Annotated in this window: 26 protein-coding genes; 16 read left to right on the forward strand and 10 right to left on the reverse strand. The window is 72.8% G+C overall.

Annotated features, from left to right (window positions below; all coding sequences use genetic code 11):
* The first annotated feature begins 48 nt into the window (after positions 1 to 48).
* The 3 genes from ACWIYF_RS08330 to ACWIYF_RS08340 are packed head-to-tail and all read left to right on the forward strand — an operon-like array spanning position 49 to position 3,559.
* Positions 49 to 1,143 carry an ABC transporter substrate-binding protein gene (locus ACWIYF_RS08330; RefSeq protein ID WP_448627652.1) on the forward strand — a complete coding sequence of 365 codons (1,095 nt, stop codon included), beginning with the start codon at positions 49 to 51 and terminating at the stop codon, positions 1,141 to 1,143.
* A complete protein-coding gene (locus ACWIYF_RS08335) occupies positions 1,140 to 2,324 on the forward strand; it encodes an LVIVD repeat-containing protein (RefSeq protein WP_448627653.1) in 1,185 nt (394 codons plus the stop codon). The genes ACWIYF_RS08330 and ACWIYF_RS08335 overlap by 4 nt, the downstream gene beginning before the upstream one ends.
* Positions 2,321 to 3,559 carry an LVIVD repeat-containing protein gene (locus tag ACWIYF_RS08340; RefSeq protein ID WP_448627654.1) on the forward strand — a complete coding sequence of 413 codons (1,239 nt, stop codon included), beginning with the start codon at positions 2,321 to 2,323 and terminating at the stop codon, positions 3,557 to 3,559. Before ACWIYF_RS08335 ends, ACWIYF_RS08340 begins: the two co-directional genes overlap by 4 nt.
* Before the next feature lie 7 nt (positions 3,560 to 3,566).
* Here the strand turns inward: ACWIYF_RS08340 and ACWIYF_RS08345 are convergent, their stop codons facing one another.
* Both ACWIYF_RS08345 and ACWIYF_RS08350 read right to left on the reverse strand, forming a co-directional pair.
* Positions 3,567 to 3,983: a PaaI family thioesterase gene (locus tag ACWIYF_RS08345; protein WP_448627655.1), complete on the reverse strand. Its 417-nt coding sequence runs from the start codon at positions 3,981 to 3,983 to the stop codon at positions 3,567 to 3,569.
* On the reverse strand, positions 3,980 to 4,564 hold the full coding sequence (locus tag ACWIYF_RS08350; protein WP_448627656.1) for a TetR/AcrR family transcriptional regulator: 585 nt from the start codon (positions 4,562 to 4,564) through the stop codon (positions 3,980 to 3,982). The genes ACWIYF_RS08345 and ACWIYF_RS08350 overlap by 4 nt, the downstream gene beginning before the upstream one ends.
* Positions 4,565 to 5,023: 459 nt before the next feature.
* On the opposite strand from ACWIYF_RS08350, the gene ACWIYF_RS08355 reads away from it, so the two are divergent.
* Entirely contained in the window at positions 5,024 to 5,227 is a 204-nt protein-coding gene (locus ACWIYF_RS08355) for a hypothetical protein (protein ID WP_448627657.1), read from the forward strand.
* 12 nt (positions 5,228 to 5,239) lie between these two features.
* Here the strand turns inward: ACWIYF_RS08355 and ACWIYF_RS08360 are convergent, their stop codons facing one another.
* Positions 5,240 to 5,644 carry a hypothetical protein gene (locus tag ACWIYF_RS08360; RefSeq protein ID WP_448627658.1) on the reverse strand — a complete coding sequence of 135 codons (405 nt, stop codon included), beginning with the start codon at positions 5,642 to 5,644 and terminating at the stop codon, positions 5,240 to 5,242.
* 57 nt (positions 5,645 to 5,701) lie between these two features.
* Positions 5,702 to 6,652 carry an NAD(P)H-dependent flavin oxidoreductase gene (locus ACWIYF_RS08365; RefSeq protein ID WP_448627659.1) on the reverse strand — a complete coding sequence of 317 codons (951 nt, stop codon included), beginning with the start codon at positions 6,650 to 6,652 and terminating at the stop codon, positions 5,702 to 5,704.
* A gap of 164 nt (positions 6,653 to 6,816) precedes the next feature.
* Between ACWIYF_RS08365 and ACWIYF_RS08370 the strand changes: the two genes are divergently transcribed.
* Positions 6,817 to 8,244 (forward strand): DUF4407 domain-containing protein, encoded by a 1,428-nt coding sequence (locus ACWIYF_RS08370; RefSeq protein ID WP_448627660.1) that lies wholly within the window; start codon positions 6,817 to 6,819, stop codon positions 8,242 to 8,244.
* 3 nt (positions 8,245 to 8,247) lie between these two features.
* Here the strand turns inward: ACWIYF_RS08370 and ACWIYF_RS08375 are convergent, their stop codons facing one another.
* The 3 genes from ACWIYF_RS08375 to ACWIYF_RS08385 all read right to left on the reverse strand — a co-directional run bounded on the left by ACWIYF_RS08375 (position 8,248) and on the right by ACWIYF_RS08385 (position 10,514).
* Complete coding sequence (locus tag ACWIYF_RS08375; RefSeq protein ID WP_448627661.1) at positions 8,248 to 9,432, reverse strand: LLM class flavin-dependent oxidoreductase; 1,185 nt, start codon at positions 9,430 to 9,432, stop codon at positions 8,248 to 8,250.
* 63 nt (positions 9,433 to 9,495) lie between these two features.
* Positions 9,496 to 10,119, reverse strand: coding sequence for an antibiotic biosynthesis monooxygenase (locus ACWIYF_RS08380; RefSeq protein ID WP_448627662.1), 624 nt, complete (start codon positions 10,117 to 10,119; stop codon positions 9,496 to 9,498).
* A gap of 50 nt (positions 10,120 to 10,169) precedes the next feature.
* Complete coding sequence (locus ACWIYF_RS08385; protein ID WP_448627663.1) at positions 10,170 to 10,514, reverse strand: cupin domain-containing protein; 345 nt, start codon at positions 10,512 to 10,514, stop codon at positions 10,170 to 10,172.
* Between the two features lie 55 nt (positions 10,515 to 10,569).
* Between ACWIYF_RS08385 and ACWIYF_RS08390 the strand changes: the two genes are divergently transcribed.
* From ACWIYF_RS08390 to ACWIYF_RS08420, 7 genes are read left to right on the forward strand one after another with little or no spacing between them, the layout of a single operon-like run.
* Positions 10,570 to 11,256: a GntR family transcriptional regulator gene (locus tag ACWIYF_RS08390; protein WP_448627664.1), complete on the forward strand. Its 687-nt coding sequence runs from the start codon at positions 10,570 to 10,572 to the stop codon at positions 11,254 to 11,256.
* Positions 11,253 to 12,044, forward strand: a complete 792-nt coding sequence (locus tag ACWIYF_RS08395) for a nitrilase-related carbon-nitrogen hydrolase (RefSeq protein ID WP_448627665.1) — start codon at positions 11,253 to 11,255, stop codon at positions 12,042 to 12,044. Before ACWIYF_RS08390 ends, ACWIYF_RS08395 begins: the two co-directional genes overlap by 4 nt.
* Positions 12,037 to 12,723: a DUF2848 family protein gene (locus tag ACWIYF_RS08400; protein ID WP_448627666.1), complete on the forward strand. Its 687-nt coding sequence runs from the start codon at positions 12,037 to 12,039 to the stop codon at positions 12,721 to 12,723. Before ACWIYF_RS08395 ends, ACWIYF_RS08400 begins: the two co-directional genes overlap by 8 nt.
* A gap of 51 nt (positions 12,724 to 12,774) precedes the next feature.
* Positions 12,775 to 14,169, forward strand: coding sequence for an MFS transporter (locus ACWIYF_RS08405; RefSeq protein ID WP_448627667.1), 1,395 nt, complete (start codon positions 12,775 to 12,777; stop codon positions 14,167 to 14,169).
* A 26-nt stretch (positions 14,170 to 14,195) separates the two neighbouring features.
* Positions 14,196 to 14,414, forward strand: a complete 219-nt coding sequence (locus ACWIYF_RS08410; RefSeq protein ID WP_448627668.1) for a tautomerase family protein — start codon at positions 14,196 to 14,198, stop codon at positions 14,412 to 14,414.
* Positions 14,411 to 15,244 (forward strand): alpha/beta fold hydrolase, encoded by an 834-nt coding sequence (locus ACWIYF_RS08415; protein WP_448627669.1) that lies wholly within the window; start codon positions 14,411 to 14,413, stop codon positions 15,242 to 15,244. Before ACWIYF_RS08410 ends, ACWIYF_RS08415 begins: the two co-directional genes overlap by 4 nt.
* 4 nt (positions 15,245 to 15,248) lie before the next feature.
* The gene (locus tag ACWIYF_RS08420; protein WP_448627670.1) at positions 15,249 to 17,222 is read left to right on the forward strand and encodes a flavin-containing monooxygenase; all 1,974 of its coding nucleotides are present in this window, start codon (positions 15,249 to 15,251) and stop codon (positions 17,220 to 17,222) included.
* Between the two features lie 67 nt (positions 17,223 to 17,289).
* On the opposite strand, the gene ACWIYF_RS08425 is transcribed toward ACWIYF_RS08420, so the two are convergent.
* Together ACWIYF_RS08425 and ACWIYF_RS08430 are read right to left on the reverse strand one after the other, a co-directional pair.
* Positions 17,290 to 17,961, reverse strand: a complete 672-nt coding sequence (locus ACWIYF_RS08425; protein WP_448627671.1) for a class F sortase — start codon at positions 17,959 to 17,961, stop codon at positions 17,290 to 17,292.
* A gap of 96 nt (positions 17,962 to 18,057) precedes the next feature.
* Positions 18,058 to 18,273 (reverse strand): hypothetical protein, encoded by a 216-nt coding sequence (locus tag ACWIYF_RS08430; protein WP_448627672.1) that lies wholly within the window; start codon positions 18,271 to 18,273, stop codon positions 18,058 to 18,060.
* Between the two features lie 10 nt (positions 18,274 to 18,283).
* On the opposite strand from ACWIYF_RS08430, the gene ACWIYF_RS08435 reads away from it, so the two are divergent.
* The 4 genes from ACWIYF_RS08435 to ACWIYF_RS08450 all read left to right on the forward strand — a co-directional run bounded on the left by ACWIYF_RS08435 (position 18,284) and on the right by ACWIYF_RS08450 (position 20,573).
* The gene (locus ACWIYF_RS08435; protein WP_448627673.1) at positions 18,284 to 18,907 is read left to right on the forward strand and encodes a hypothetical protein; all 624 of its coding nucleotides are present in this window, start codon (positions 18,284 to 18,286) and stop codon (positions 18,905 to 18,907) included.
* Between the two features lie 450 nt (positions 18,908 to 19,357).
* A complete protein-coding gene (locus ACWIYF_RS08440; protein ID WP_448627674.1) occupies positions 19,358 to 19,870 on the forward strand; it encodes an allene oxide cyclase barrel-like domain-containing protein in 513 nt (170 codons plus the stop codon).
* Positions 19,871 to 19,932: 62 nt separating this feature from the next.
* A complete protein-coding gene (locus ACWIYF_RS08445; protein ID WP_448627675.1) occupies positions 19,933 to 20,187 on the forward strand; it encodes a FitA-like ribbon-helix-helix domain-containing protein in 255 nt (84 codons plus the stop codon).
* Positions 20,184 to 20,573, forward strand: a complete 390-nt coding sequence (locus tag ACWIYF_RS08450; RefSeq protein WP_448627676.1) for a type II toxin-antitoxin system VapC family toxin — start codon at positions 20,184 to 20,186, stop codon at positions 20,571 to 20,573. Before ACWIYF_RS08445 ends, ACWIYF_RS08450 begins: the two co-directional genes overlap by 4 nt.
* Positions 20,574 to 20,592: 19 nt before the next feature.
* Here the strand turns inward: ACWIYF_RS08450 and ACWIYF_RS08455 are convergent, their stop codons facing one another.
* Positions 20,593 to 23,214 (reverse strand): ATP-binding protein, encoded by a 2,622-nt coding sequence (locus ACWIYF_RS08455; RefSeq protein WP_448627677.1) that lies wholly within the window; start codon positions 23,212 to 23,214, stop codon positions 20,593 to 20,595.
* Positions 23,215 to 23,408 lie beyond the last annotated feature (194 nt).

Here is a 23,408-nt window from a genome sequence, read left to right on the forward strand (position 1 = left end):
GGCAGAGGGAACGTCCGGATCCGGTTCGACACGAGGAAGAGGTACGCAATGCTGCGCAATCGATTGCTGTCGGGCGGGGCCACGCTGGCCCTGCTCGCCACCCTGGTCGCCTGCGGCTCGGACGACGGCGGCTCGGGTGGCGGCGGGAACGCCGCGCCCGCGACGCCGGCCAGCGAGTCGGAGATCAGTGGCGACATCGACACCTCGAAGGTCCAGAAGGACCTCGTCGTCGGCGTCGACAACCCGTACTACCTCTTCCACGAGGACATCCTGGTGGCCGAGGAGCTGGGCTACTTCGACGACGTCGGCATCGACAACGTCGAGATCAAGACCATCGAGGACCCGCTGCCCGCGCTGATCGGCGGCTCGCTGGACCTCGCGCTCTACGACACCGACACCGCGATCGCCGCGGCCGCCAAGGGCGCCGGTGACATCACCTTCCTGTCCACCTACCTCGGCGGCGAGGCGAACATCCTGGGCGTCCGTGAGGGCATCGAGACCGTCGACGACCTCCGCGGCAAGACCATCACCGGCGGTCAGTTCGGCTCGCGGAACGACTTCCTGATCCGCAAGCTGCTGACCGACAACGGCCTCGACCCCGACAAGGACGTCAACCTGGTCAGCACCGGCGGCCAGTCCAACGAGCGGCTGCAGGCTGTCATCTCCGGCACCGTCGACGGCGCCTCGCTGCAGCTGCGCCACCGCAGCCTGCTGGAGGCCGAGGGCGGCAAGTTCCTCTTCGAGGAGGTCGACCAGGTCCCGCAGAACGGCTGGTCGGTCGGCAGCCTGCTGCAGGAGAGCCCGGAGACGGTGGCCGCGTTCCTGACCGCCACGCTCAAGGCCCGGCAGTACATCAACGACTTCGCCAACAAGGACGCCGTCCTGAAGCTGGCCGAGGACCAGGGCTTCGAGCTGCCGCAGGAGTACAAGGACGCCTACGAGCACGAGAACGCGGCCGACTACCACACCGGTGACGGCGGCTTCGAGGTCGCGGACATGGACGACTTCATCCAGACCCAGACCGAGCTCGAGGTCATCCCGCCGAACACCGACTGGCGCGAGTACACCAACCTGGTGCCGCTGTGGCGGGCCCAGAAGGCCCTCGGTCTGCCGCTGCGTCCGGCGCTCGCGGACGTGCAGTGACCGTAGGCACTGCCTCCGCCGACGGGCTGCGGCTGCTGTCGCAGCACGACCTCGGCGGCCGCGGGGACGGGATGCAGGTGCTCCGCGAGGGCGACGTCCTCTACGTCGCCCACAACGGCACCACGGGGGCGGGCACGTCGATCCTCGACGTGTCCGACCCCGCCCGTCCCCGCCTGGTCCGCCAATGGGATGCGCCGGCGAACACGCACAGCCACAAGGTGCAGATCGCCGACGGCCTGCTCCTCGTCAACAACGAGGGGTTCCCGCTGCGGCCACCGGGTCCCCGCGGCCCGTCGTCGGCGGGGCTGGCGGTCTACTCCCTCGAGGACCCGTTCGACCCGGAGCAGATCGGGTTCTGGGAGTGCGGCGGCCGCGGCGTGCACCGGATCGTCTGGGAGGGCGGCCGGTACGCGCACATGTCGGCCACCCCGCCCGGGTTCAACGACCGGATCTGGGTGGTCGTCGACATGGCCGACCCGACCAACCCGACGCCGGTGGCGGAGTGGTGGTGGCCGGGGCAGTGGGTCGAGGGCGGCGAGCAGCCCACCTGGCCCGAGGGCAAGCGGTACGCCGCGCACCACGCCCTCGTCGCCGGTGACCGCGCCTACCTGGGCTACGACGACGCCAACCTCGTCGTCCTCGACGTCTCGGACATGACCAACCCCAAGCAGGTCGACTCCCTGACCTGGGGCGGGGACGCCACGCACACCTGCCTGCCCCTGCCGGGGCGCGGCCTGGTGGTGGCGACGGACGAGCAGCAGAAGGACGGGCCGGGTGCCCGGGAGCTGTTCATCCACATGCTCGACGTCTCGGGTGACCAGGCGCGGTACGTGTCCCGCTTCCCGGCGCCGCGGGAGGCCGACTACGGCGCGCAGCGGCTGCGGTTCGGTCCGCACAACCTGCACGAGAACCGGGCCGGCTCCTACCGCAGCGAGCGGCTGCTGTTCGCCACGTACTTCAACGCCGGCCTGCGGGTGTACGACACCGCGGACCCCGAGCACGTCGTCGAGGCCGGCCACTGGGTGTCGACGCCGCCCGAGGGGCAGGCGGCGCCGCAGGCGAACGACCTGTTCGTCGACGGCGACCGGCTGGTATGGGTGACCGACCGGGTCTCCGGGGGTGTGGCGTGCCTGGCGCCCGACGAGCGCCTCGAGGCGCTGATGGCCGAGGCGGCGCTGTGAGCGGCACCGGGGACGGTCTCGTCCCCGGTGCCCGCGCGCGCGGGTTTGAGCTGGTCAGCTACACCGACGTCGCCGGCAGCCCGGTGTTCAAGCTGGCGCTGCAGGTGGTGGGCGACCGGTGGTACCTCTACGCGACCCACTTCTGGGAGCCGCGGATCTCGGTCCTCGACGTGACCGACCCGGCCCGGCCGACCCTGGCGGCCGCCATCGAGGGACCGGAGCACACCGCCACCTGGCAGGTGCAGGTCGCCGACGGCCTGCTGGTGCAGGGGATCGAGCACATCCCGGTGCCCTGGGGCGGGGATCCGTCGCGGCCCGGCGACGAGGGCGTGCGCATCTTCGACGTCCGCAACCCGTGCCAGCCGGTGCTGCTGAGCCACTGGCGCACCGGCGACAACGGCGTCCACCGCAACCACTGGACCGGTGGCCGGTACGTGCACTGCGCCGCCCACCAGCCGGGGTTCGACGGCAACATCTACGTGATCCTCGACATCGCCGACCCGCGCGAGCCGAAGGTCGCCGGGCGGTGGTTCGTGCCGGAGCAGTTCACCTCCGGCGGCGCGGCTCCGGCGCAGCGGATCTCGCTGCACGGCCCGGCGTACGTCGAGGGCGACCGCGCCTACCTGCCGTACGGGGCGGCGGGCCTGGTCATCCTGGACATCTCCGACGTCACCCGGCCGCGGCAGGTGTCGCGGCTGGAGATCGGGTCGGCGTTCAGCAGCATGATCGCGATGCACACGGCGGTCCCGCGCCCGGAGCGCGGCCTGCTGCTGGTCAACACCGAGGCGATCGCCGAGCGCAGCCAGGAGCCGTACAACTTCGCCGGCATCGTGGACATCAACGACGAGACGAAGCCGCGGCTGGTGTCGCTGCTCCCGATCCCGGTGCCGGACGACGACGCCGGCTATCCGAACTTCTCGCTGCGCGGGGGCCGGTTCGGGCCGCACAACCAGCACCACCCGCAGAACGGCGACCCGAACCTGTTCGACTCCGACGAGCTGATGTTCCTGACCTGGTTCAACGCGGGCCTGCGGGTCTACGACATCTCCGACGAGTACCTGCCGCGCGAGATCGCCTCCTACCTGCCCGACGACCCCGTGGAGCGGCGCGGGCTGCTGCCGAAGGACCTGGTCACGCAGTCGGAGGACGTGCTCGTCGACGCCCGCGGCTACGTCTACGTCTCTGACAAGAACCACGGCCTGCACGTCCTGACGATGCCGGGCCTGGTGCGCTGACCGGTCCTCAGCGACTGCCGAAGACGCGGGCGGTGACCAGCGCCGTGGCGCACAGCCGCTCGTCGCCGTCCGCGACGGCGAAGACGTCGACGGCGGACACGGTGAGCGCGCCCGCGCGGAGGACGTGGGCGCGCGCCGTCAGCGACTCGCCTCGCGCCTCGGCGAGGAACTTGGCGGTGTAGTCGGCGGTCGCCGCCGGGGTGCCGGGCGGGAAGAGGGTCAGCCCCGCGCTCACGCCGGTGAAGTCGGCGAGGGCGGCGATCGGGTTGGCCTGGAAGGCGCCGGGGGCGTGGGAGAGCTCGGGTCGCCACGCCAGCCGGCTGACCGCCCGGCCCTTCTCGAGCTCCTCGAAGGTCAGCCCGAGCGCCGCCGCGACCGGCAGGCCGAGGACGAAGTCGGCGACGTCCTGCCGGAGTGCCGTCACGGTCCCTCCCGGGTGGTCAGCGCGCGCCAGGCGCCCTCCGCCAATTCCGCCGCCGCCTCGGTGGGTCGCTGGCGGGAGCGGCCGCGCAGCCAGTGCCGCGCGAACTCCGTCGCGGGGCCCAGCCACAGCGCGTGCCGGACGCCGAAAGACCCCGCGATCAGCGTCCCGGCCGCGCTCTGCCGCTCCAGCCAGTCGCCGACGGCCACGGCGTAGCGGCGGGCGTCCGCGCTGAGGTCGGGCTCGGCGGCGAGCAGCACCTCGTCCGGGAGGTCGCTGAAGATCCACCGGGCCACGTCGGGGTTCTCCTCGACCCAGCGCAGCTGCTCGGTGACGACGGAGCGGACGACGTCCTCCGCGGCGCGGTCCCCGGAGACCACGTCGAGGACCGCCTGCTGGCAGCGCCGCATGCCGTCGTTCAGCAGGCGGGCGGCCAGGTCGGCCCGGCGCGGGAAGTGGTGGTACAGGCTGCCGTTGGACACCCCGGCGTCCCGGCGCACCTGCTCCAGCGAGGCGCCGGCGTACCCGTGGGCGACGAACAGGGGCAGCGCGGCGGCGAGCAACCGGTCCGCCGTCCCCTGCATGGAGAGTCACTCTAGAGAACTACTCCACCGGGCGGAAGGGAGAGGACCGCGCCCCGCCGGAGGCGGGGGTCTCCGTCGGGGCGCGGCCCTCTCACCCCTGTCATCGCCGCGGACGGCGACAGGGGTGCGCGGTCTCGTGGATTTCTTGCGGCGGCGTGCAGTTGATCTCGCGCATCGGCCGTCAGAGTTCTCGGTGCGGGGGCGATGAGCCCCCCTGGGGGAAGCCAGCGGGCCCCGCTCGTCCTGCACGGGGGAAGACGAGCGGGGCCCGAGGCTTGTCCCCTGCGTGGGGGAAAGGACCGCCCGGACGGGGTAATCGAAGACGCCGTCGTCACGGAATGTCACTCCGGCCGGTCAGGCTGGCCGCGTGGGCAGCATCGTCAGGAGAGCCGCCGCGACCCTGCTGACGGTCGCGGCCGCCGCCGCGCTGTCCGCCTCTGCGACCGCGGGCGGCTCCCGATGAGCGCCTGCCCCGCGCGGGTCGTCGTCTCGCCGGGCCGCGAGGTGCACTGCACCCACCCCGCCGGTCACAGCCCGGCCGAGGACATCCACCAGGGGCTGCTGCGGGTCACCCTGCCCGACGGACGCGAGGTGGCCGCCTCGCTGGTGTGGAGCACGTCGCCGACGGAGTGGGACGAGCGCAACCTCGAGCGCTCGACCTGACGCCGCCGCCGGCTAGCGCGTGACCTCTTCCAGGGCCGGCGGCAGGGGCAGGCCGAGCAGCTGGATCAGGCGGGCGACGGTGTCCTCGACGAAGTCGTCGTCCGGAGCCGTGGTGCCGTCCTCGGCGACCAGCTCACGGACGTCGTCCGGCCGCGGCGCGTGGCCGAGGGCCTGCTCGGCCCAGCCGACGAACCCGTCGACCTCGGCCGGGACGTCGAGCGGGCGGCTCGCGTCCGGGTCCTCGAAGTAGTCGCGCGGCTGGACGCCGAGGTAGAAGCGGCCGCGGCCCGGGGGAGCGGGGCGGTAGTCCACGGTCGCGATGTCGCTGTCGTGGATGTCGACGACCAGTTCGGTCGTGCCGCCGCCGTGGTCCTGCCACTCGCCGTCGCGGTAGATGAACGTCCCGAAGTAACCCACGCGGAAATGGTGCGGGAAGAACCTGTGGAGGCACAGGGACCGGGGACCGCGTGTCGGCTATGCCCGGGCGCCGACGTCGGCCATCAGCTCGGTGATCACCTCGGCGGCCGGGCGGATGCCGGTGACCGCGCCCACGCCGGTCCCGGCGTAGAGGGCCATCGCCTCCACCCGCCCGTGGACGGCGTCGGACGGCGGCACGCCGGCACCGCGGGGGAGCGGGATGGGGCCGCGGCCGCTGTCCAGAGTGCCGACGGGGTCGTCCGCGGAGCCCACCGCCTCGACGGCGCTGTTCAGCACCCGGGCCCGCGGACTCGTCGCGCACAGCGGGCAGAGGTTGAACGCGGCGGTGATCTGCGTGGCGTCGTCCTGGGTGTCGACGAGCGCCTGCTTGTACGCGGGGTGCGCGCCGGACTCGGTGGTCGCGATGAACCGCGTGCCGATGCGCGCCCCGGCCGCGCCGGCCGCGAGCACCGCGGCGAGCGAGGCGAAGTCGGCGATGCCGCCGGCCGCCAGGACCGGCACGTCGACGGCGTCGAGCACCTCGCGGAGCAGCTGCAGCAACGGCTGGCGGCCGCGGACGTGCCCGCCGGCCTCCGTTCCCTGCACCGTGAGCAGGTCGCAGCCGGCGTCCACCGCGTCGCACGCCTCGTGCAGCGACCCGACCTGCCAGCTCGCCAGCGCGCCCGCCTGGTGCACGAGCTCGACCAGCTGCGGCCTCGGGTCCAGCCAGAAGAAGTCGACCAGGCGCACCCGCTCGGCGGCGGCCGCCACCGCGCGTTCGTCGACGTCCTCGGTGAGGAAGTTGGCGGCGAGGACGCCGTCGGTGCGGGCTCTGAGCGCGTCGAGGCGCCGGGCCACGGCCTCGGGCGACATACCCATCATCGTCATGCTGCCGACGGCGCCGGCGTCGGCAACCGCCACGACGAGATCCGGTGACGACACCGGCCCCATGGGCGCTTGCTGGATCGGGACCGAGCAGCCGACGAGCTGCGTGAACGGGGTCTGCATGGCTGGCCTCCCCTTCCGGACGGAACGGTCCCGCCAGGAGCGGCGGCGGTCAACCGGACTGTGCGCGTCACATGCGCCGCCGTCCCTTTCGCCGTCCCGACTGCCGATGAGGGGGGCAGGTGGCGGTGCTCTCGATCGCGTCGCCTGGGGAGGGTGCTTCGCAGATGGCGCGTCGACGTGGGCGGATCGGTAGGGGGATCGGCGACGGTCTGGCGGTGCTCGCGGGTGCCCGTCAGGACATCCTCGAGGTGGCGCCCGGCGCCCGCGCGCGGTTCGTCGCGCTGGGCGGGGTGCTGCTGAGCACGGGCGGCCTCGCCGTGCTGTCCGCGGCGTTCGCGGTGCACATGGCGCTCGGCGCATGGTGGCCGGTCGCGTTCCTGGTCGGCATCGGCTGGGGCACGGTGATCGTCAACCTCGACCGGATGCTGCTGGTCGGGATGGGGCACGACACGTCGCTCAAGCGCAACCTCGCCCTCGCCGTCCCCCGGGTCGGGCTGGCACTGGTGCTCGGTGTGGTCATCTCGACGCCGCTGACGCTGCAGATCTTCCACAAGGAGATCGACACGCAGGTCGTGGCGCTGCAGGCCGAGGCGTCGGACGCCTACAACGAGAGCCTCGACTCCGACGCGCGGTTCGCCGGGCTGCCGGCGCTGCGCGAGCGCGTCGCGGCCGAGCAGGCGATCGTCGCCAGCGGCGGGCAGTCGGGCCCGGACGTCGCCCCGGTGCAGGCGGCGGCCGCGGCAGCGCAGGCGGCGTACGACGAGGCGCTCGCCAGGCAGCAGCAGCTGTCGGCCAAGGCGCAGTGCGAGCTCGACGGCACCTGCGGCACCGGGGACGCCGGCACCGGTGAGGCCTACGTGCAGGCACGCGCCGCGGCCGACGCGCAGAACGGTGTCGTTGCGAGCGCCAAGGCCGACCTGGACGCCGCGCTCGCCGCCGTCTCGGCCGCGCAGGCGACCAGCGCACAGCAGGCCGCCGCGAACCTGGCCACCGACCAGGCCGAGCTGGCGCGCCTGACCGACGACCAGACCCGCCTGCAGGAGGCGTTCGACGCGACCAACGCCGACAACGGCGGCATCCTCATCCGGCTGCAGGCGCTCTCCCGGCTCAGCGACACCAACGCGACGCTCGGCGCCGCGCACTGGATGCTCTCGCTGCTGTTCATCTGCATCGAGCTGCTGCCGGTGCTCATGAAGATGCTGCTGAACTTCGCCCCGAAGAGCACCTACGACAAGCTGGCCGAGCTGCGCGACGACGGCGACCTCGAGGTCGAGACCCTGCAGCAGGCGTCGCGCCGCGAGGTCGAGCAGGCGCAGCAGGAGTTGCTCGTCATGGCCGAGAAGGAGCGGGTCGACCGGCAGAAGGAGGCGGTGCTGGCCCGCCGCCGGGCACGGCTGGAGGCCGCGCGGCAGGAGGCCGTCGCCGTCCCGCCGTCCCCGGAGGTCCGGCAGGCGGCCGGCGACCCGACGGACGACGAGGCGGGACGCCGGCCCTGGGACACCGGACCGATCCTCGAGCTGGCCCGCAACGCCGCCGTGCGGACCGTGCGGTCGGTGCGCCGCCGGCCGGAGCGGGTGCCCGAGACGGTCTGACGGCTACCCCTGATTCTTGGCGCCGACCTCCTGCTGGTAGCGCTCGGTCATCGTGGCGACGGCCTGCATCTGCTGGGCGGCGTAGTCCTCGCGCTTGCCGCCGGCGTACTCCTTGGCGTTCAGGGTCTGCTGCGCGTGGCTGACCTGCCCGCCCTGGAAGTGCGGCATCACGTGCTGGGCGACCAGCTCCCAGGAGCGCCGGGTGGCCTCCGGGTTGGCCCACTCGTGGCCGAGCAGCAGCATGCAGCCGAAGCCGCCGGACTGGTCCCAGAGCCGCTGCACCTGCGCGCGGGCGTCCTCGACGGTGCCGATCGCCCCGATGCCGGCCTCGTTGATGAAGTCGATCATCTCCTTGAGATCGCCGCCCTCGACCGCCATCTGCGGGAACGCGGCCGTCTTCTGGAAGTACCGGAACCAGGTCTCGATGCCGTACTCGACGTCCCGGTAGGCCTGCTCGCGGGTCTCGGCGACGTGCATGACGCCGACCAGCCGCCAGTCCCGGCGGTTGGCGGTCTGCCCGTAGTGCGCGGCACGCTCCTCGATCACGTTCCAGTGGTGGGCGAGCGCGTCGAAGCCCTCCTTGGTGAGGGTGGCGCCGATCGACAGCAGGCCCAGGCCGTAGCGGCCGGCCAGGCGGGGGCCGGTGGGGGAGGCGACGGCGGCGACGGCCACCTCGAAGCACGGCTCGGTGTAGGGCCGCAGGTGCAGCCGGGCGTTGACCAGGTTGTGCGTGCGGGTCTGCTCGGTGACGGTCTCGCCGCGCAGCAGCCGCATGATGATGTCGAGGTCGACCTCCATCAGCTCGCGGGTGTCGGTCGGGTTGAGGCCCAGCATCATCGAGTCGGTGGGCAGCGAGCCGGGGCCGCAGCCGAGCATGGCGCGCCCGCGGGTCAGGTGGTCGAGCAGCACCATGCGCTCGGCCACCCAGAGCGGGTTGTGGTAGGCGATCGAGGTGACGCCGGTGCCGAGCTTGATCCGCTTCGTGCGCTCGGCCGCGGCCGCGATGAAGATCTCCGGCGACGCGATCAGCTCGGTGCCGGCCGAGTGGTGCTCACCGATCCACGCCTCGTCGTAGCCGAGCCGGTCGAGGTGCTCGACCAGCTCGAGGTCGCGCTGGAGTGCCAGCGTCGGGTTCTCCCCAGCGGGGTGGAACGGTGCCAGGAAGGTCCCGAAGCGCAGCCGGTCCATGACGTCCTCCTCGTCTCGGTGGTCGTCCGAACGTAATGGGCGTCACATTCCTGCCGGTAGTCCTCAGGGCGTCTCGGGGGTGCGGAGGTGGGCCAGCGCCAGGTCCATCTCGGCGACGTCGACGATGCGGGCGCCCATGGCCTGGGCGAACTGCTCGCGCAGGTGCCGGGCCTGCTTGCGGGCCAGGCTCGCCGCGTCCCGGTCCTCGAAGGCCGTGACGCTGACCGTGCGCCCGTTGCGCCGGTCGACGAGCAGGCTGACGCTGCAGAACCCGGGCAGCTCCTGCAGCCGGGGCATCAGGTTGGCGCGGTAGGCCTCGAGCAGGTCGTCCACGTGGTTGGGCTGCACGCGGGCCCAGGCGACCTGGGCGCCGGCGCCGTCCCCGGCCGGGCGGTCCCGGTGGACGACGCCGACCTCCCACTCCCGGACGTCGGCGTCCGAGCCGCCGAGGGCGAGCGCGAACCGGTTGCGGACCGGGCGGAGGCGCTCCGCGGTGGCGCGCATCGCCTCCTCGGTCTCCCAGGCGGTGGCGGCGATGCAGCGGCCGCTCTCGCGGTCGGCCAGCATGGACAGGCCGACGCAGCCCGGGGTCTTCTCCAGCGTCGGCATCACGTTCTGGCGGAGGAACGCGACGCCGGCGTCGATGGCCCGCGGGTCGGCCAGGACGGTGGTGGACCGGACGTGCACGCGGTCACGGTCCCGCCCCGCCGGGCCGGTGTCCAGTGGGTGAGAGGGGCTCACCCGCGGTAGCGCACCTCGAAGGTCAGGCAGCCGTCCTCGCTGCGCCACGGGCCGTGCACCATGCCCGGCGGACGGCAGGCGTACATGCCGGCGGTGAACGTCTCGTTCAGCCGCAGGTCGGTGAGGGAGCCCTCGAGGACGTAGACCTCCTCCCAGAAGTCGTGCACCTGCTCCCCGTTGGGAGAGGTGTCCGTCCCCGGCTCGAACCGCAGCATGCGCGTGGCCACCCCGGTGGCCGGATCCGCGGCGAGGACCCGCTCGGTCAGCTCGGGGACCACGCCCGCGCACGGCGTGAACGGGACGTCGGCGGTCGGGAAGAACTCGTGCTCGGCTTTCGACACGACAGCAGCTCCAGGGTCTTGTGCCATATGTGCACGGCATGTATACATCATGTTCATGTCTGGTGCATCACAGTCTGCGGGGCCTCGGGAGAGCGCCCAGAACGTGGCCTACCGCTGGCTGAAACAGCAGGTCGCGACCATGCCGAGGCACGAGGGCGTCTTCCTCACCGAGGGCGCCGCGGCCGAGGCGACCGGCATCTCCCGCACCCCGGTCCGCGAGGCCCTCCTGCGCCTGCAGGCCGAGGGCTTCCTGCAGATCGTCCCCAAGAAGGGCGCCTACGTGCCGCCCATCTCCGACGCCGAGGTCGAGGCCGTCATGCAGGCGCGCGCCCTCGTCGAGGACTGGTGCATCCGCCGGATCGCCCCGATCGCCGAGATCGTCACCGAGGAGCTGCGCCGGCTCATCGAGCAGCAGGAGCAGCTCCTGGGCGACCCGATCGGCTTCATCGAGTGCGACCGCGCCTTCCACCGGGTGATCGTGGGCTCCGCGGGCAACCCGGTGCTGGCCGATTTCTACGAGACCCTGCGCGACCGCCAGGTCCGGATGGGCTTGCAGGCCGTCACCTCCTCCCCGGACCGCGCCCGGGGCGTCCTGACCGAGCACGGCGCCATCGTCGACGCTCTGCTCACCGGTGAGCCGGAGGCCGCCGGGCAGGCGCTGGCCGCGCACCTGGTCAGCACCGCGTCGGCGCTGCGGCTGCCGAGTCCGCTGCCCTGGGGCGAGGGGCGGTCGGCCCGATGAGGATCGCGCTCGTCCAGGTGGCGAGCCCGCCGACCGAGACGGTGGCCGCCCGGCGAGACCGGGTCGGCGGCATGGTCGCCGATGCCGCCGGCGCCGACCTGGTCGTGCTGCCCGAGCTGTGGGCGCCCGGCTACTTCGCCTTCGGGGAGTACCCGGCGCGGGCCGAGACCCTGACCGGGGACACGGTCGCCGCCGGCGCCGAGTGGGCCCGCCGGCTCGGCTGCTACCTGCACCTGGGCAGCGTCCTCGAGCGGTCGGCCGACGGCGCCCTGCACAACACCGCCGTGCTGCTCGACCCCGCCGGCGAGGTGGTGCACACCTACCGCAAGATCCACGTCTTCGGGTACCGCTCCCGCGAGGCCGAGCTGCTCACCCCCGGCCGGGACGTCAGCGTGGCGACGACGAAGTTCGGCGCCACGTCCGCCACCACCTGCTACGACCTGCGCTTCCCCGAGCTGTGGCGGGAGCTGGTCGACCGCGGCGCCGAGACCGTCGTCGTCCCGGCCGCCTGGCCCGCCGCCCGGCGCGCGCACTGGCAGCTGTTCACCTCCTGCCGGGCCGTCGAGGAGCAGGTGCTCCTGATCGCCTGCAACGCGGTCGGGGAGCAGGACGGCGGCGTCGTCCTCGGCGGGCACAGCCGGGTCGTCGACCCCTGGGGCGAGGTCCTCGCCGAGGCGGGGGACGACGAGGGTCTCACGGTCGTCGACGTCGATCCGGACGTCGTCTCGCGGGTCCGCGCCGAGTTCCCGGTGCTCGCCGACCGTCGCCTGGGAGGTGCTCGTGTCTGACGCGCTCGCCACCGCCCTGCGGCTGACCGTCGCCGGCTCGGACGCGACGTTCGAGCTGTGCCCCGCCCGGCTCGTCGTCGCCGGCTACACCGGCCGCGACGAGGCGGCCGTCCGGCACCACATCGACGAGCTGGCCGCGATCGGCATCGCGCCGCCGCCGGCCGTGCCGATGCTCTACGACCTCGACCCGGCGCTGCTCACCGCCGAGGCCACCGCGCCCGCGGCCGAGACCAGCTCCGGAGAGGTCGAGCCGGTCTTCGTCCGGCACGACGGCCACTGGTACCTCGGCGTCGGCTCCGACCACACCGACCGCGAGCTGGAGCGGGCCGACATCAAGGCCTCCAAGGCCGCGTGCCCGAAGCCGCTCGGTCCGCAGGTCCTCGCGCTCCCGGACGGCGTGGCCGACGGCGACTGCGACGACGCCTGGGACGCCGGCGCGCTGGCCTCCTTCGTCGACGGAGAGCGCTACCAGGCGGGGCCCCTGGCCGCGCTGCGGACTCCCGGTGACCTGCTGCCGCGGGTCCTCCGGGCCTTCGAGGACGACGACCCCGCCGGGGACCTCGTCGTCTTCGCCGGAACCGTGCCGTTGCTCGACGGCGCCTTCCGCTTCGGCCGCGACTGGCACCTCGAGCTGACGCTCGCCGGCCGGACCCTCAGCCACACCTACCGGGCCCGCTGACCGCGCCCGGTTCGCACTTCCCCGTACTGCCCCACCCACCTCACAGAAGGCATGACGATGGACACTGCCGTCCTTCCCGGGAACACCACCTACACGACCAAGGAACGGCGCTCCGTTCTCGCGTCGGTGCTCGGTGGCTACTGGCTCGACTTCTACAACCTGCTGATCATCTCCTTCACGATGCCGGCGCTGATCGCCACGTTCGACATCTCGCTGGGCCAGGCCGGGCTGCTCACCTCGGTCATGCTCGTGACCTCGCTGATCGGCGGCGTCTCCTTCGGCTGGCTGGCCGACCGGTACGGCCGCAAGCGGGCGCTGCTGTGGGCCCTGGCGCTGTTCTCGGTCGGCGCCGTCGTCTCGGCCTTCTCCTGGGACTACTCGTCCCTGGTGGTCACCCGGGCGATCGCCGGCATCGGCATCGGCGGTGAGTGGGGGATCGGCATGGTCCTCTTCAGCGAGGTGTTCTCCTCCAAGCGCCGCGGCCTGGGCGTCGCGGCGATCCAGGGGATGTCGTCGGCCGGCCTGGCGCTCGCCGTCTTCGTGTCGACCTACTTCACGTCCACGCTGAGCACCGACTGGAGCTGGCGGGCCTCGTTCATCGTCGGCGCCGCGCCGATCCTGCTGATGCTCTACGTCCGCATCACCATGCCGGAGTCCAAGCTCTGGGAGCAGTACGACGAGATGCGCCGCGCCGGCACCCTGCCGGAGACCAAGAAGCGGCAGCGCTCCTCGATCCTGGAGATCTTCAAGGGCACCTCGCTGCGCTACACGCTGCTCGGCACCCTGATGGTCGGCGGCTACATGTTCGGCTACTGGACCGTCGCACAGTTCATGCCCACCTACATGCGCGAGGGCCTGGGCGCCTCGCCGGAGGCCGTCCGCAACGCCACGCTGATCATCGCCGCCGTCCAGTTCCTGATGTTCCCGCTGGTCGGCTGGGCCAGCGACCTGTTCGGCCGCCGCAAGGTCGTCGTCGCCGCCGGGCTCGTCTCGGTGATCGCCGTGGCCGGCATCTACTTCGGCGCGGGCTCGGCGCAGTACGCCGGCAACATCTTCACCTGGAACGTCTTCTGGTGGTACCTGCTCTGGACGGCCATCGGGGCCGCCGCGATCGCGATCTTCGGCTCCTGGCTGTCCGAGCTCTACCCGGTGGAGCTGCGCTCGACCGCGGCCTCGACCGTCTACGTCGTCGGTCGCATGGCGTCGGCCGCCGCCATCCCGATCGCCGCGGGCGTCATCGCGTCCACGTCGAACACGCCGCTGGGCATGTCGGTCGGCGTCATCGGCACCCTGCTGATGATCGTCTTCGCCGTCCTGCTGCCCGAGACCGTGGGCCGCGAGTTCAAGGTCCTCGAGACCAAGGACATCGCGCTGGAGCCCGAGGCCGACGGGCCCCGTCCGGCGACCGCCCCCGCTGACCTGCAGCGGGCGACCGCGAACGACTGACGCGACCGGTCCAGGAGGTCATCCGCATGCCACTCATCCGCATCAACCACGCCGAGCCCCTCGACCCGCCGGTGGTCGAGAACCTGCTCCGGTCGGTCACCGACGCCTACGTGGACGCCACCGGGGCCGACCCGGCCAAGGTGCACGTCCTCGTCGAGCAGGTGCCCACGAGCCACTGGGGCGTCGGCGGCACGAGCCTCGCCGCGCGCCGCGCCGGGCAGGCCCAGGAAGGAAAGTCCGCATGAGCACCCTCAAGACCGTCGTCGCCGGAGGCTTCCGGACGGCGTACCTCGAGGCCGGCGACCCGGCCGGGGAGACCGTCGTCCTGCTCCACGACGGCGCGTTCGGCACGACGGCCGAGCTGTGCTGGGGCCCGGTCGCCGAGTCGCTGGCGGCCGACGGCTTCCACGTAGTCGTCCCCGAGCTGCTCGGCTGGGGCGGCACGGACAAGGTCGTGTTCTTCGACCGGTCGCCGTACCCCCCGCGGGTCGCGCACGTCGCCGCGTTCGTCCGCGAGCTCGGCATCGAGCGGGCGCACTTCGCCGGCGTCTCGTTCGGCGGCTCCCTGCTGTTGCGCGCCCTCGTCGACCCGGCCCGCCCCTGGCCGGTCGAGCGGGCCGTGACCTTCTCCGGCACGGGCGGCCCGTTCCGCCTGCCGGAGGGGACGGCGGCGCTGGCCGACTACGAGCCGAGCCTCGAGGCGGCCGAGCGGCTGACCGGGCTGCTGGTCCGGAGCACCGACGGGCTGGCCGACCACATCCGGCAGCGCTACGAGAACAGCCTCGTCCCCGGCCACTGGGAGGCGATGACCGCGCCGCGGCTGAGCAACCCGGCCACGACGCGGCAGCTGCCGCCGGACACCTTCCTCGACGACCTGCAGGGGGTGCGGACGCCGCTGCTGCTGGTCGAGGGCCGGCACGACACCCTGCTGGAGACCGGGTGGTCGAAGAAGCTCGCCGACCTGGCGCCGGGTGGCACCGCGGTCGAGACCGACTTCGGCCACGAGCCCAACATCGAGGCGCCGGAGGAGACGGCCGCGCTGCTCGCCGGCTTCTTCCGCACCGGGGAGGTCTGAGCCGGTGACCATCACCGAGGAGATCCGCGAGGCCGTGCTCGCGGCCGGCGCGGTCGACTACGACCGGGTGGAGCCGATCACCGAGGACGACGCGTTCCTGGCCGAGGCTGTCCAGGAGGCCGACCTGCCCTCCCTGCTCGCCGCCCTGGCCCTGGCGACCGGTGACGAGAGCCTGCTGGCCGACGAGCTCAAGCCGCCGCTGCCGCCGATGGCCGCGGTGATCCAGCCGCAGGGCGGGATGAGCGCGGAGGCCCAGGCGAAGGCGCGGGCGGTCGCGCTGGAGGCGCTCAAGCGGTTCCGGGACAACGGCTCGGTGATCGCGCGGCAGCCGACCGCCGAGGACCTCGAGCGGATCATGTTCTTCCTGACCAAGGACGCCGGTCCCGAGTACGTGCCGCTGCTGCAGCACGAGCTGGGACTGCCCCGGGACTACGGGGCGCCGACGTGGACCAAGGACGAGGTGGCGCCGGACACCGACTTCACCGTGGCGGTGATCGGGGCCGGCTTCTCCGGGCTGGCCGCGGCTCACCGGCTCAAGCAGGCCGGGGTGCCGTTCGTGGTCTTCGAGAAGAACACCGAGGTCGGCGGGACGTGGTGGGAGAACTCCTACCCGGGCTGCCGGCTGGACACCCCGAACTTCGCCTACAGCCTCTCCTTCGCGCAGAAGGGGGACTGGCCGCAGCAGTTCTCGGGGCAGCCGGAGATCCACAAGTACCTCAGCGGGGTGGCCACCGGGTTCGGGCTGCGCGAGCACATCCGGCTCGGCACCGAGGTCCTCGAGGCGACGTTCGACGAGGACGCCGTCCGGTGGACCCTCGTCACCCGCGACGCCGACGGCACGGAGGAGACGCACACCTTCTCCGCCGTCATGACCGCGATGGGGCAGCTGAACCGGCCGAACTACCCGGACATCCCAGGCCGGGACTCGTTCGCGGGCCCGGCGTTCCACTCGGCGCGCTGGGACCACTCGGTCGACCTGACCGGCCGGCGGGTGGCGGTGATCGGCACCGGGGCGAGCGCGTACCAGATCGTGCCGACGATCGTGGACTCCGTGGGCGAGCTGACGGTGTTCCAGCGCAACGCGCCGTGGATGCTGCCGACGCCGAACTACCACCACGACATCAAGCCCGGGATGCTCTGGCTGCTGGGGCACGTGCCCTACTACGGGCGGTGGGAGCGGTTCTGGCAGTTCTGGATCGCCGCCGAGGGCCGGCTGCCGTACGTGCAGGTCGACCCGGAGTGGACCGAGCCCGGCTCGCTGTCGGCCATGAACGCCGAGCTGCGCCGGCAGCTGCTGGAGCGGCTCGACGAGCAGTTCGCCGACCGGCCGGACCTGCGGGCCAAGGTCGAGCCGACCTACCCGCCGGGCGCGAAGCGGATGACCCGCGACAACGGGGTGTGGGCTGACGCGCTCAAGCGGTCCCACGTCTCGCTGGTGACCGAGGGGATCACCGAGATCACCGAGAAGGGCGTGCGCACCGCGGACGGCGTCCTGCACGAGGTCGACGTCATCGTCTACGCCACCGGCTTCCAGGCCTCGGACTACCTGGTGCCGATGAAGGTGACCGGCCGCGGCGGTGCGGACCTGCACGAGACATGGGGCGGGGACGCGCGGGCCCACCTCGGGGTGAGCGTGCCCGGGTTCCCGAACCTGTTCATCGTGTTCGGGCCGAACAGCGGGGTCGTTGTCAACGGCAGCTCGGTGTTCATGGGCGAGTGCGCGGTGGAGTACTCGGTGGCGGCGATCGGTGCGCTGCTGCGCAGCGGACACCGGGCGCTCGACGTCCGCCCCTCGGTGGTCGAGTCGTTCTGCGAGCGGGTCGACGCGGCCAACCGGCTGCGGGCCTGGGGCGCCTCGCAGGTGAGCAGCTGGTACAAGAACGCGTTCGGGCGGGCCTCGCAGGTCTGGCCGTTCTCGCTGCTCGAGTACTTCACGCTCACCCGGGAGTGCGAGCTGGCGGACTTCGAGCTGCTCTGATCCCCTTCCAGCCCCCCTCGACCCCGCGCCGGCTCGACGGAGAGCCGGCACGGGGCCGAGGGGTTTCTCAGCTGGTGCTGACCAGGCGGGCGAAGACGATGACGTTGTCGGCGTAGTCGCCGGTGCGGGAGTTGAACCGGCCGCCGCAGGTGATCAGCCGCAGGGCCGACCAGCCGACGTCCCCGTAGACCTCACCGGTGGGGAAGCTGTTCTTGGCGTGCCGCTCGACCCGGCCGACGCGGAAGGTAGCTGTGCTGCCGTCGGCGCGGTCCACCACGATCCGGTCGCCCGGGCGCATGGCGCGCAGGTCGTGGAAGGCCCCCTTCCGGTCGTTCCAGTCGACGTGCCCGACGATGACGGAGGGGCCCAGCTCGCCCGGCGTCGGGCTGCCGTCGTACCAGCCGACCGGGTAGGCGCCCGGCGGCAGCTCCATGGTGCCGTCGGCCTCCAGACCCAGCTCCATGACCGAGGACGTCATGCCGAGGACCGGGATCCTGATCTTCACCGGCTTGCTGGCCGACATCGGCGGGACGTCGCCGAACGTGACGGGAGCGGCCTCCGCACTGGACGAGCTCGTTGTCGAGGGCGGTGGGGGCGGTGCGATCTCCGACATCGTCGGGGGCAGCTCGGGCTCTGCCACGGCGGCGTCGGGGACGGCGCGCCTCACCGGCTCGTTGCTCTGCCCGGGAGCCACCAGCGCGAGGACGAGGACCGCCACTCCGGCGAGTGCCAGCAGCACGGACGCCGCCGCCCACCCGCGCGCCGTGCGGCGCCGGGCCGGACGAGGCCCGGAGTACCGGCGGACTTCGAAGGGACCGATCCTCATGGGCCGCCGTCAGTGGGTCGCGCGGGCGCTGCGCCGGGCGGCCCAGGCGGCGCCACCGGAGCCGGCGAGGAGGGCCACGCCACCGGCGAGGTAGAGGAACACGGGGCTGCCGCTGCCGGCCGTGCTGCCGTCACCGGTACCGACGGCGCCCGAGGGGCGGGTCGCCACCTGGCTGGCCTGCGTGGTGCTGGTCGCCGCGATCACGGCGGTCGTGGGCGTGCGCACCGTCGTGGTCGTGGTTGCAGCTGCCCCGCCGCTCGTGGTGCATGTGGTGGTCGTCGGCGTCGTGGTGGTGGTGCTCGGGCTCGTCGTCGGCGTCGTGGTCGCGGTGGTGGTCGTCGTGGTCGTGGTCGTCGTCGGCGCCGTGGTCGTGGCGCATGTGGTCGTCGGCGTCGTGGTCGTCCTCGACGTCGTCGCGGCCGCGGCGTTGTTCGCGGACGACGAGCTGGACGACGACGGGTTTCTCGAGGACGACGAGATGGAGGACGACGAGCTGCTCGACGATGAGCTGGACGACGATGAGCTGCTCGAGGAGGAGCTGCTCGAGGAGGAGCTGCTCGAGGAGGAGCTGGACGAGGAGGAGCTGCTCGAGGAGGAGCTGCTCGAGGAGGAGCTGCCCGAAGAGGAGCTGCCCGACGAGGAGTTACTCGTAGAGATCACCCGGGCCGCGAGAACGGTGCCGTCCTCGGTCGTCGTCCGGCCGTCGCCGGCGGGCTCACACGCGATGCCGTTGCCGTTGCCCTGCCGGTCGTTGTTGTTGCCGTTGCGGTCGAGGTCGTCGGGGTCCCGCGGGTCCTCCGTCAGGAATGTCTGGGCCGCCGCCTGCGTCGCGAAGTCCTCGCAGTCCTTGTCCCCATAGGCGTTGGCCGTGCCCGCGAGGCCGAAGCACAGGATGGCCCCGGAGAGGAGCCCAGCTGCTGCGTACCTGCGACGACGCATGTCGATCCCCTCGGGCGCGTTGGTTCGGCCGTGCCCCCAGAGGTACTCAACTGATCGACCTGCGGCAATAGGCATCCCTTCCGAGACCCATGAATTCTTTCGGATCGTCAGAATGACTGCGTGCGGAAAGGGATGGAGCCGCCACCCTCGGTGGACGGCGCGCATAGCATTCGACCAATTGGGGCTTGCGCAATTCTCGATCGATACTCCTTCAAACGGCCGTCTCGGCCTGTGTCCGGCGGACGTTGCGGTTCCGGCACGTCTGCTACCTGGACGGACGCTGTGAGGCGCCGCTAGCGTCGGCGGCCCTGCCGGGCAGAAAGCCGCATCTGGGACGGTGCGGCGCCACCCGGCAGTGGGAGGAGGAAACGTGCGCAGAACCGTCCTCGTTGCCACCGTTTCGGTGCTGTCATTCGGGCTTGCTGGAGTCGTCGCGGCCTCGGCCATCGCCGACGATCACGGCGGCCGGGACGGAGCGAAGACGCTCGTTTTCGACGTCCGGTTCAGCCCCCAGACGATCGTTGCCACGAACAACGAGCGGGACCCGAACAGCCCGTTCTCGGTCGGCGACGAGATCCTCTTCCGCGACCAGCTCTTCCAGAACGGCGCGCGGGTCGGCGAGGAGGTCGGCTCCTGCGTCCTCGTGACCGTCACTCCCGACGTCGTGGCCGACTGCAGCGCCGTGATCCGGCTGCCCGACGGAGACATCACCGCCCAGTTCGCCAACAGCCCCGGTCCCGACCCGAAGCCCCTGGCGCTGACCGGCGGCACGGGCGCCTACCGCAACGTCGGCGGCGAGGGAACCCTGGTCGAGTTCGGGGACGAGACCGGCACGCTGACTCTGCGGGTGCTCGGATTCGACAGCCGGCGCGGGAACGGCTGACCTCACGCCCGGTCGGCGGTCGATCAATACAACTTGTATTGATCGAGGGGTAGGCTGCCGGCGTGGGTTCTCTGCTGCAGATCCGCGACGTCCCTGACGAGGTGCGACGAGCGCTCAAAGCGCGTGCGGCGGCGCAGGGCGAGTCGCTGAACAGCTATCTCCTGCGGCTGCTGGCTCGGGATGCCGCCCGGCCGACGGCCCGCGAGGTCTTCGAGCGTGCGGCTCAGCGGGGTGAGCGCGTCGAGGTCTCGGCGGTGGAGGCGCTGGACGCCGCCCGACGGGAGCGGGAAGCCGAGCTGGCCGGTCCGCCGGCGTGATCGTCGTCGACTGCTCGGCCGTCGTGGACGCGCTGACGGGGGCGCCGGGGGTCGACCTCTTGGTCGAGCGGCTGGCCGCCGAGGACCTCCACGCACCTGAGTTGCTCAGCTACGAAATGGTGGCCGCGGTCCGCAGCCTCGTGCTGGGCCACCGTTTGTCCCTGGGCCGCGCCGACGACGTCCTCACCGATTTCGCCGACCTGCCGATCGAGCGGTGGCCGGCCGATGCCGCCTTACGGCGCCGGGCGTTCCAGCTGCGCGACAACCTGTCCGCGTACGACGCGGCCTATGTGGCGCTGGCCGAGGCCCTGGAGTGCCCGTTGGTCACGCGCGACCGCCGACTGGCACGGTCCGTGGGCCACGGGGCCCGGGTCGTCGTGGCGTGATGGCCGCCCGCCGCTCGGCCTATCGGGAGGTGGCGGGTCGGTTGGTCGGGGCGAGGTCCTCGAGGGTGCGGGCCAGCGCCTCGGACAGGGGCCACTGCCGTCCCTCGGTGCTGGCCGCTTCGTACGCCTCGTCGCCGAGCTGCTCGCGGGCGCGGGCGGTCAGGTCGTCCAGGAGCAGGGGGAGGGCTGCGGACAGCGGCGTCCCCACGTATGCCCGGACCGCACCCGAGGCACCCAGTGCCCGGGCCGCGACCTCCGGGCGGCCGTCGGCCAGGGCCAGTGCGGCCAGGCCCTCGAGCGCGTGCGCCGTGCTCGCGATCTGACCGGCGCGCCGGCAGGCCGCCACCCCGTCGAGGATGGAGCCGCGCGCGGCCTCGATGTCCCCGTGGGCGGCGAGGGCGAGACCGCGGAGGCTGCGGGCCTGGCCGACCATGGCGTCGTCCCCGATCCCGGCCGCCAGGTCGGCCGCCGCGGCGTAGTGCCGCTGCGCCCCCTCGAGGTCGTGGTGCAGCAGCGCCACGTCGCCGCTGGCGATCTGCATGTGCGCCTGCCCGACCTCGTGGTGCAGCGTGGTGAAGCGGGCCAGCGCGTCCTCGATCGAGCGTTCGGCGTCGTCGAGCTTGTTCTCGGCGATCGCGTAGTAGATGCCAGCGACGGCGGCGAGCGCGAGGTCGTTGGCGTGCGCGGCGTCGTCCGGGAGCAGCGCCCGCCCCTCCGGGAGCATCGAGCGGACGGCGTCGACGTCGCCGAAGATGCCGCCGATGAGGGCGCGGAGCACGAGCAGCCTGCCGCGAACCTCCGGGGCGGCGCCGTCGGCGCGGCGGAGCGCCCGGTCCAGCCAGTCCCTCAGCTCCAGCTCGTCGTCGCGGCGGGTGCGGTAGGCCACGGTGTCCCGCAGGATCAGCGCCGCGGTGGCGAGGTCGCCGGTCTCGATCGCCCGCTGCAGCGCGGCCCGGAGGTTGGGCAGCTCGGCGTCGAGGCGGTCGGCCCAGGCCCGGTGCTCATGCCCGGTCGCCGCGAGCAGGCCCTCGACCATGTCGACCATCCACCGGGTGTGGCGGCGCTCGGTCTCTTCCCGGTCGGGGGAGTCGGCGAGCTTCTCGACCGCGTAGGCCCGCACCGTCTCGAGCATGTCCAGCCGTGTGTCGCCGGAGCGGGTCAGCAGGCTGGCGTCGAGGAGCGCGGAGAGGCAGTCGAGGACGTCGGGCTCGCCGGGCCGGCCGCAGACGGCCTCCGCGACGTCGAGCGTCCACCCGCCGGAGAAGACCGCGAGCCGGGCGAAGACCCCCTGCTCCGGCGGGCCGAGCAGGCCGTAGCTCCAGTCCATGGTGGCGCGCAGCGTGCGCTGCCGGTCGGGGGCGTCCACCGGCCCACCCGCGAGGACGTCGAGCCGCTCGGTGAGCCGGGTGAGCAGCGCGGTCGGCGGCATCAGGCGCACCCGGGCCGCGGCCAGCTCGATGGCCAGCGGCAGGCCGTCGAGGCGGTGGCAGATCTCGGTCACCGCGGCCGCGCTCGCGGCGTCCAGGGTGAAGCCGGGGCGGACGGCCCCGGCGCGCTCGGCGAAGAGCCTGATCGCCGACGCCTGTTCGAGCGTCGCCAGCGGGTACTGCTGCTCGGCGCGCAGCCGGAGGACCTGCCGGCTGGTCACCAGGGCGACGACGGCGGGGACCGCGTCGAGGAGCGCCGCCAGGTCCGTCGCGGCGGCGGCGACCTGCTCGAAGTTGTCGAGGACCAGCAGCGTGCGGTCGTCGCCGAGCGCGGCCCTGATGGCGTCTGCCGACTGCATGCCCCGCTCGCGCCGGGCGCCGACCGCGTCGACGACCGTCGGGAGCACGAGGGCGGGATCTCTGATGGCGGAGAGCGGCACGAAGACGACGCCGCCGGGGAAGTCAGCGGCGACTGTGCGAGATGCCTCGAGGGCGAGGCGGGTCTTGCCGACGCCGCCGGCTCCGGTGACGGTGACCAGCCGCGTCCGCGGGTCGCGGAGCAGAGCGGTGAGGGCGGCGAGGTCGTCGTCCCTCCCCAGCAGTTGTCCGGGCGGGGCGGGGAGGCGGTGCTCGGGGGCGAGGGTCTTCGGCGGCGGGAAGTCGGTGGGCAGGCCGTCGACGTCCAGCTGGTAGAGGGCGGCCGGCTGCGGGAAGTCCTTCAGCCGGTGTTCGCCGAGGGAGCGCAGGCCGGTGCCGGCCGGCATTTGCTCGGCGGCCAGCGCCGCGGTGGTGCCGGAGAGGAGGATCTGCCCGCCGGAGGCGGCCGCCGCGATGCGGGCCGCCCGGTGCACGTCCAGGCCGACGTAGCCGCCGCCGGAGACGGTGGCCTCACCGGTGTGCAGGCCCATCCGCACGGAGATCGGCCCGGTCAGGGATCGCTGTGCGTCGGCCGCGGCGGCCACCGCCTGGGCTGCGGTCGGGAAGGCCACGAAGAACGCGTCGCCCTGGGTGTCGACCTCCCGCCCGCCGTGCGTGGCGAAGGCGGCGCGGAGCAGGCGCCGGTGATCCTCGAGCGCTGCCGCGTACGCCTCCCGGTCCTCCCGCACCAGCCGAGTCGAGCCGGCGATGTCGGTGAACAGGAAGGTCACCGTGCCGGTGGGGAGGCCGCCGTCCTGCCGCCGGTCAGGTTGTAGCGCGATGAGCTCCTCGGCCACGGCTGCCCCCAGGAGGTCCTGGCCTCTTGCCGGCCAACGAGGAGGGTAGGGACCTGGTCGGCCGTCTGCCAGAGGCCGGCGGCCGTCCTCGACAGCCGGTGTCATCGGCGAAGTGAGGATTCCCGGCGGACAGTCAGCCATCGCCGTCCGTGCTCGCGGTAGGAAGCCGCCATGGCTCAGGCCGTCGTCGGAGG

The sequence above is a fragment of the Geodermatophilus sp. URMC 64 genome (assembly GCF_053502555.1).

What these genes read in the sequence shown, in the direction of transcription:
- ACWIYF_RS08330 (WP_448627652.1), top strand. Translation starts at nt 49, where the DNA reads ATGCTGCGCAATCGATTGCTGTCGGGCGGGGCCACGCTGGCCCTGCTC.
- ACWIYF_RS08350 (WP_448627656.1), bottom strand. Translation starts at nt 4,564, where the DNA reads ATGCAGGGGACGGCGGACCGGTTGCTCGCCGCCGCGCTGCCCCTGTTC.
- ACWIYF_RS08355 (WP_448627657.1), top strand. Translation starts at nt 5,024, where the DNA reads ATGAGCGCCTGCCCCGCGCGGGTCGTCGTCTCGCCGGGCCGCGAGGTG.
- ACWIYF_RS08365 (WP_448627659.1), bottom strand. Translation starts at nt 6,652, where the DNA reads ATGCAGACCCCGTTCACGCAGCTCGTCGGCTGCTCGGTCCCGATCCAG.
- ACWIYF_RS08370 (WP_448627660.1), top strand. Translation starts at nt 6,817, where the DNA reads ATGGCGCGTCGACGTGGGCGGATCGGTAGGGGGATCGGCGACGGTCTG.
- ACWIYF_RS08375 (WP_448627661.1), bottom strand. Translation starts at nt 9,432, where the DNA reads ATGGACCGGCTGCGCTTCGGGACCTTCCTGGCACCGTTCCACCCCGCT.
- ACWIYF_RS08390 (WP_448627664.1), top strand. Translation starts at nt 10,570, where the DNA reads ATGTCTGGTGCATCACAGTCTGCGGGGCCTCGGGAGAGCGCCCAGAAC.
- ACWIYF_RS08395 (WP_448627665.1), top strand. Translation starts at nt 11,253, where the DNA reads ATGAGGATCGCGCTCGTCCAGGTGGCGAGCCCGCCGACCGAGACGGTG.
- ACWIYF_RS08405 (WP_448627667.1), top strand. Translation starts at nt 12,775, where the DNA reads ATGACGATGGACACTGCCGTCCTTCCCGGGAACACCACCTACACGACC.
- ACWIYF_RS08410 (WP_448627668.1), top strand. Translation starts at nt 14,196, where the DNA reads ATGCCACTCATCCGCATCAACCACGCCGAGCCCCTCGACCCGCCGGTG.
- ACWIYF_RS08415 (WP_448627669.1), top strand. Translation starts at nt 14,411, where the DNA reads ATGAGCACCCTCAAGACCGTCGTCGCCGGAGGCTTCCGGACGGCGTAC.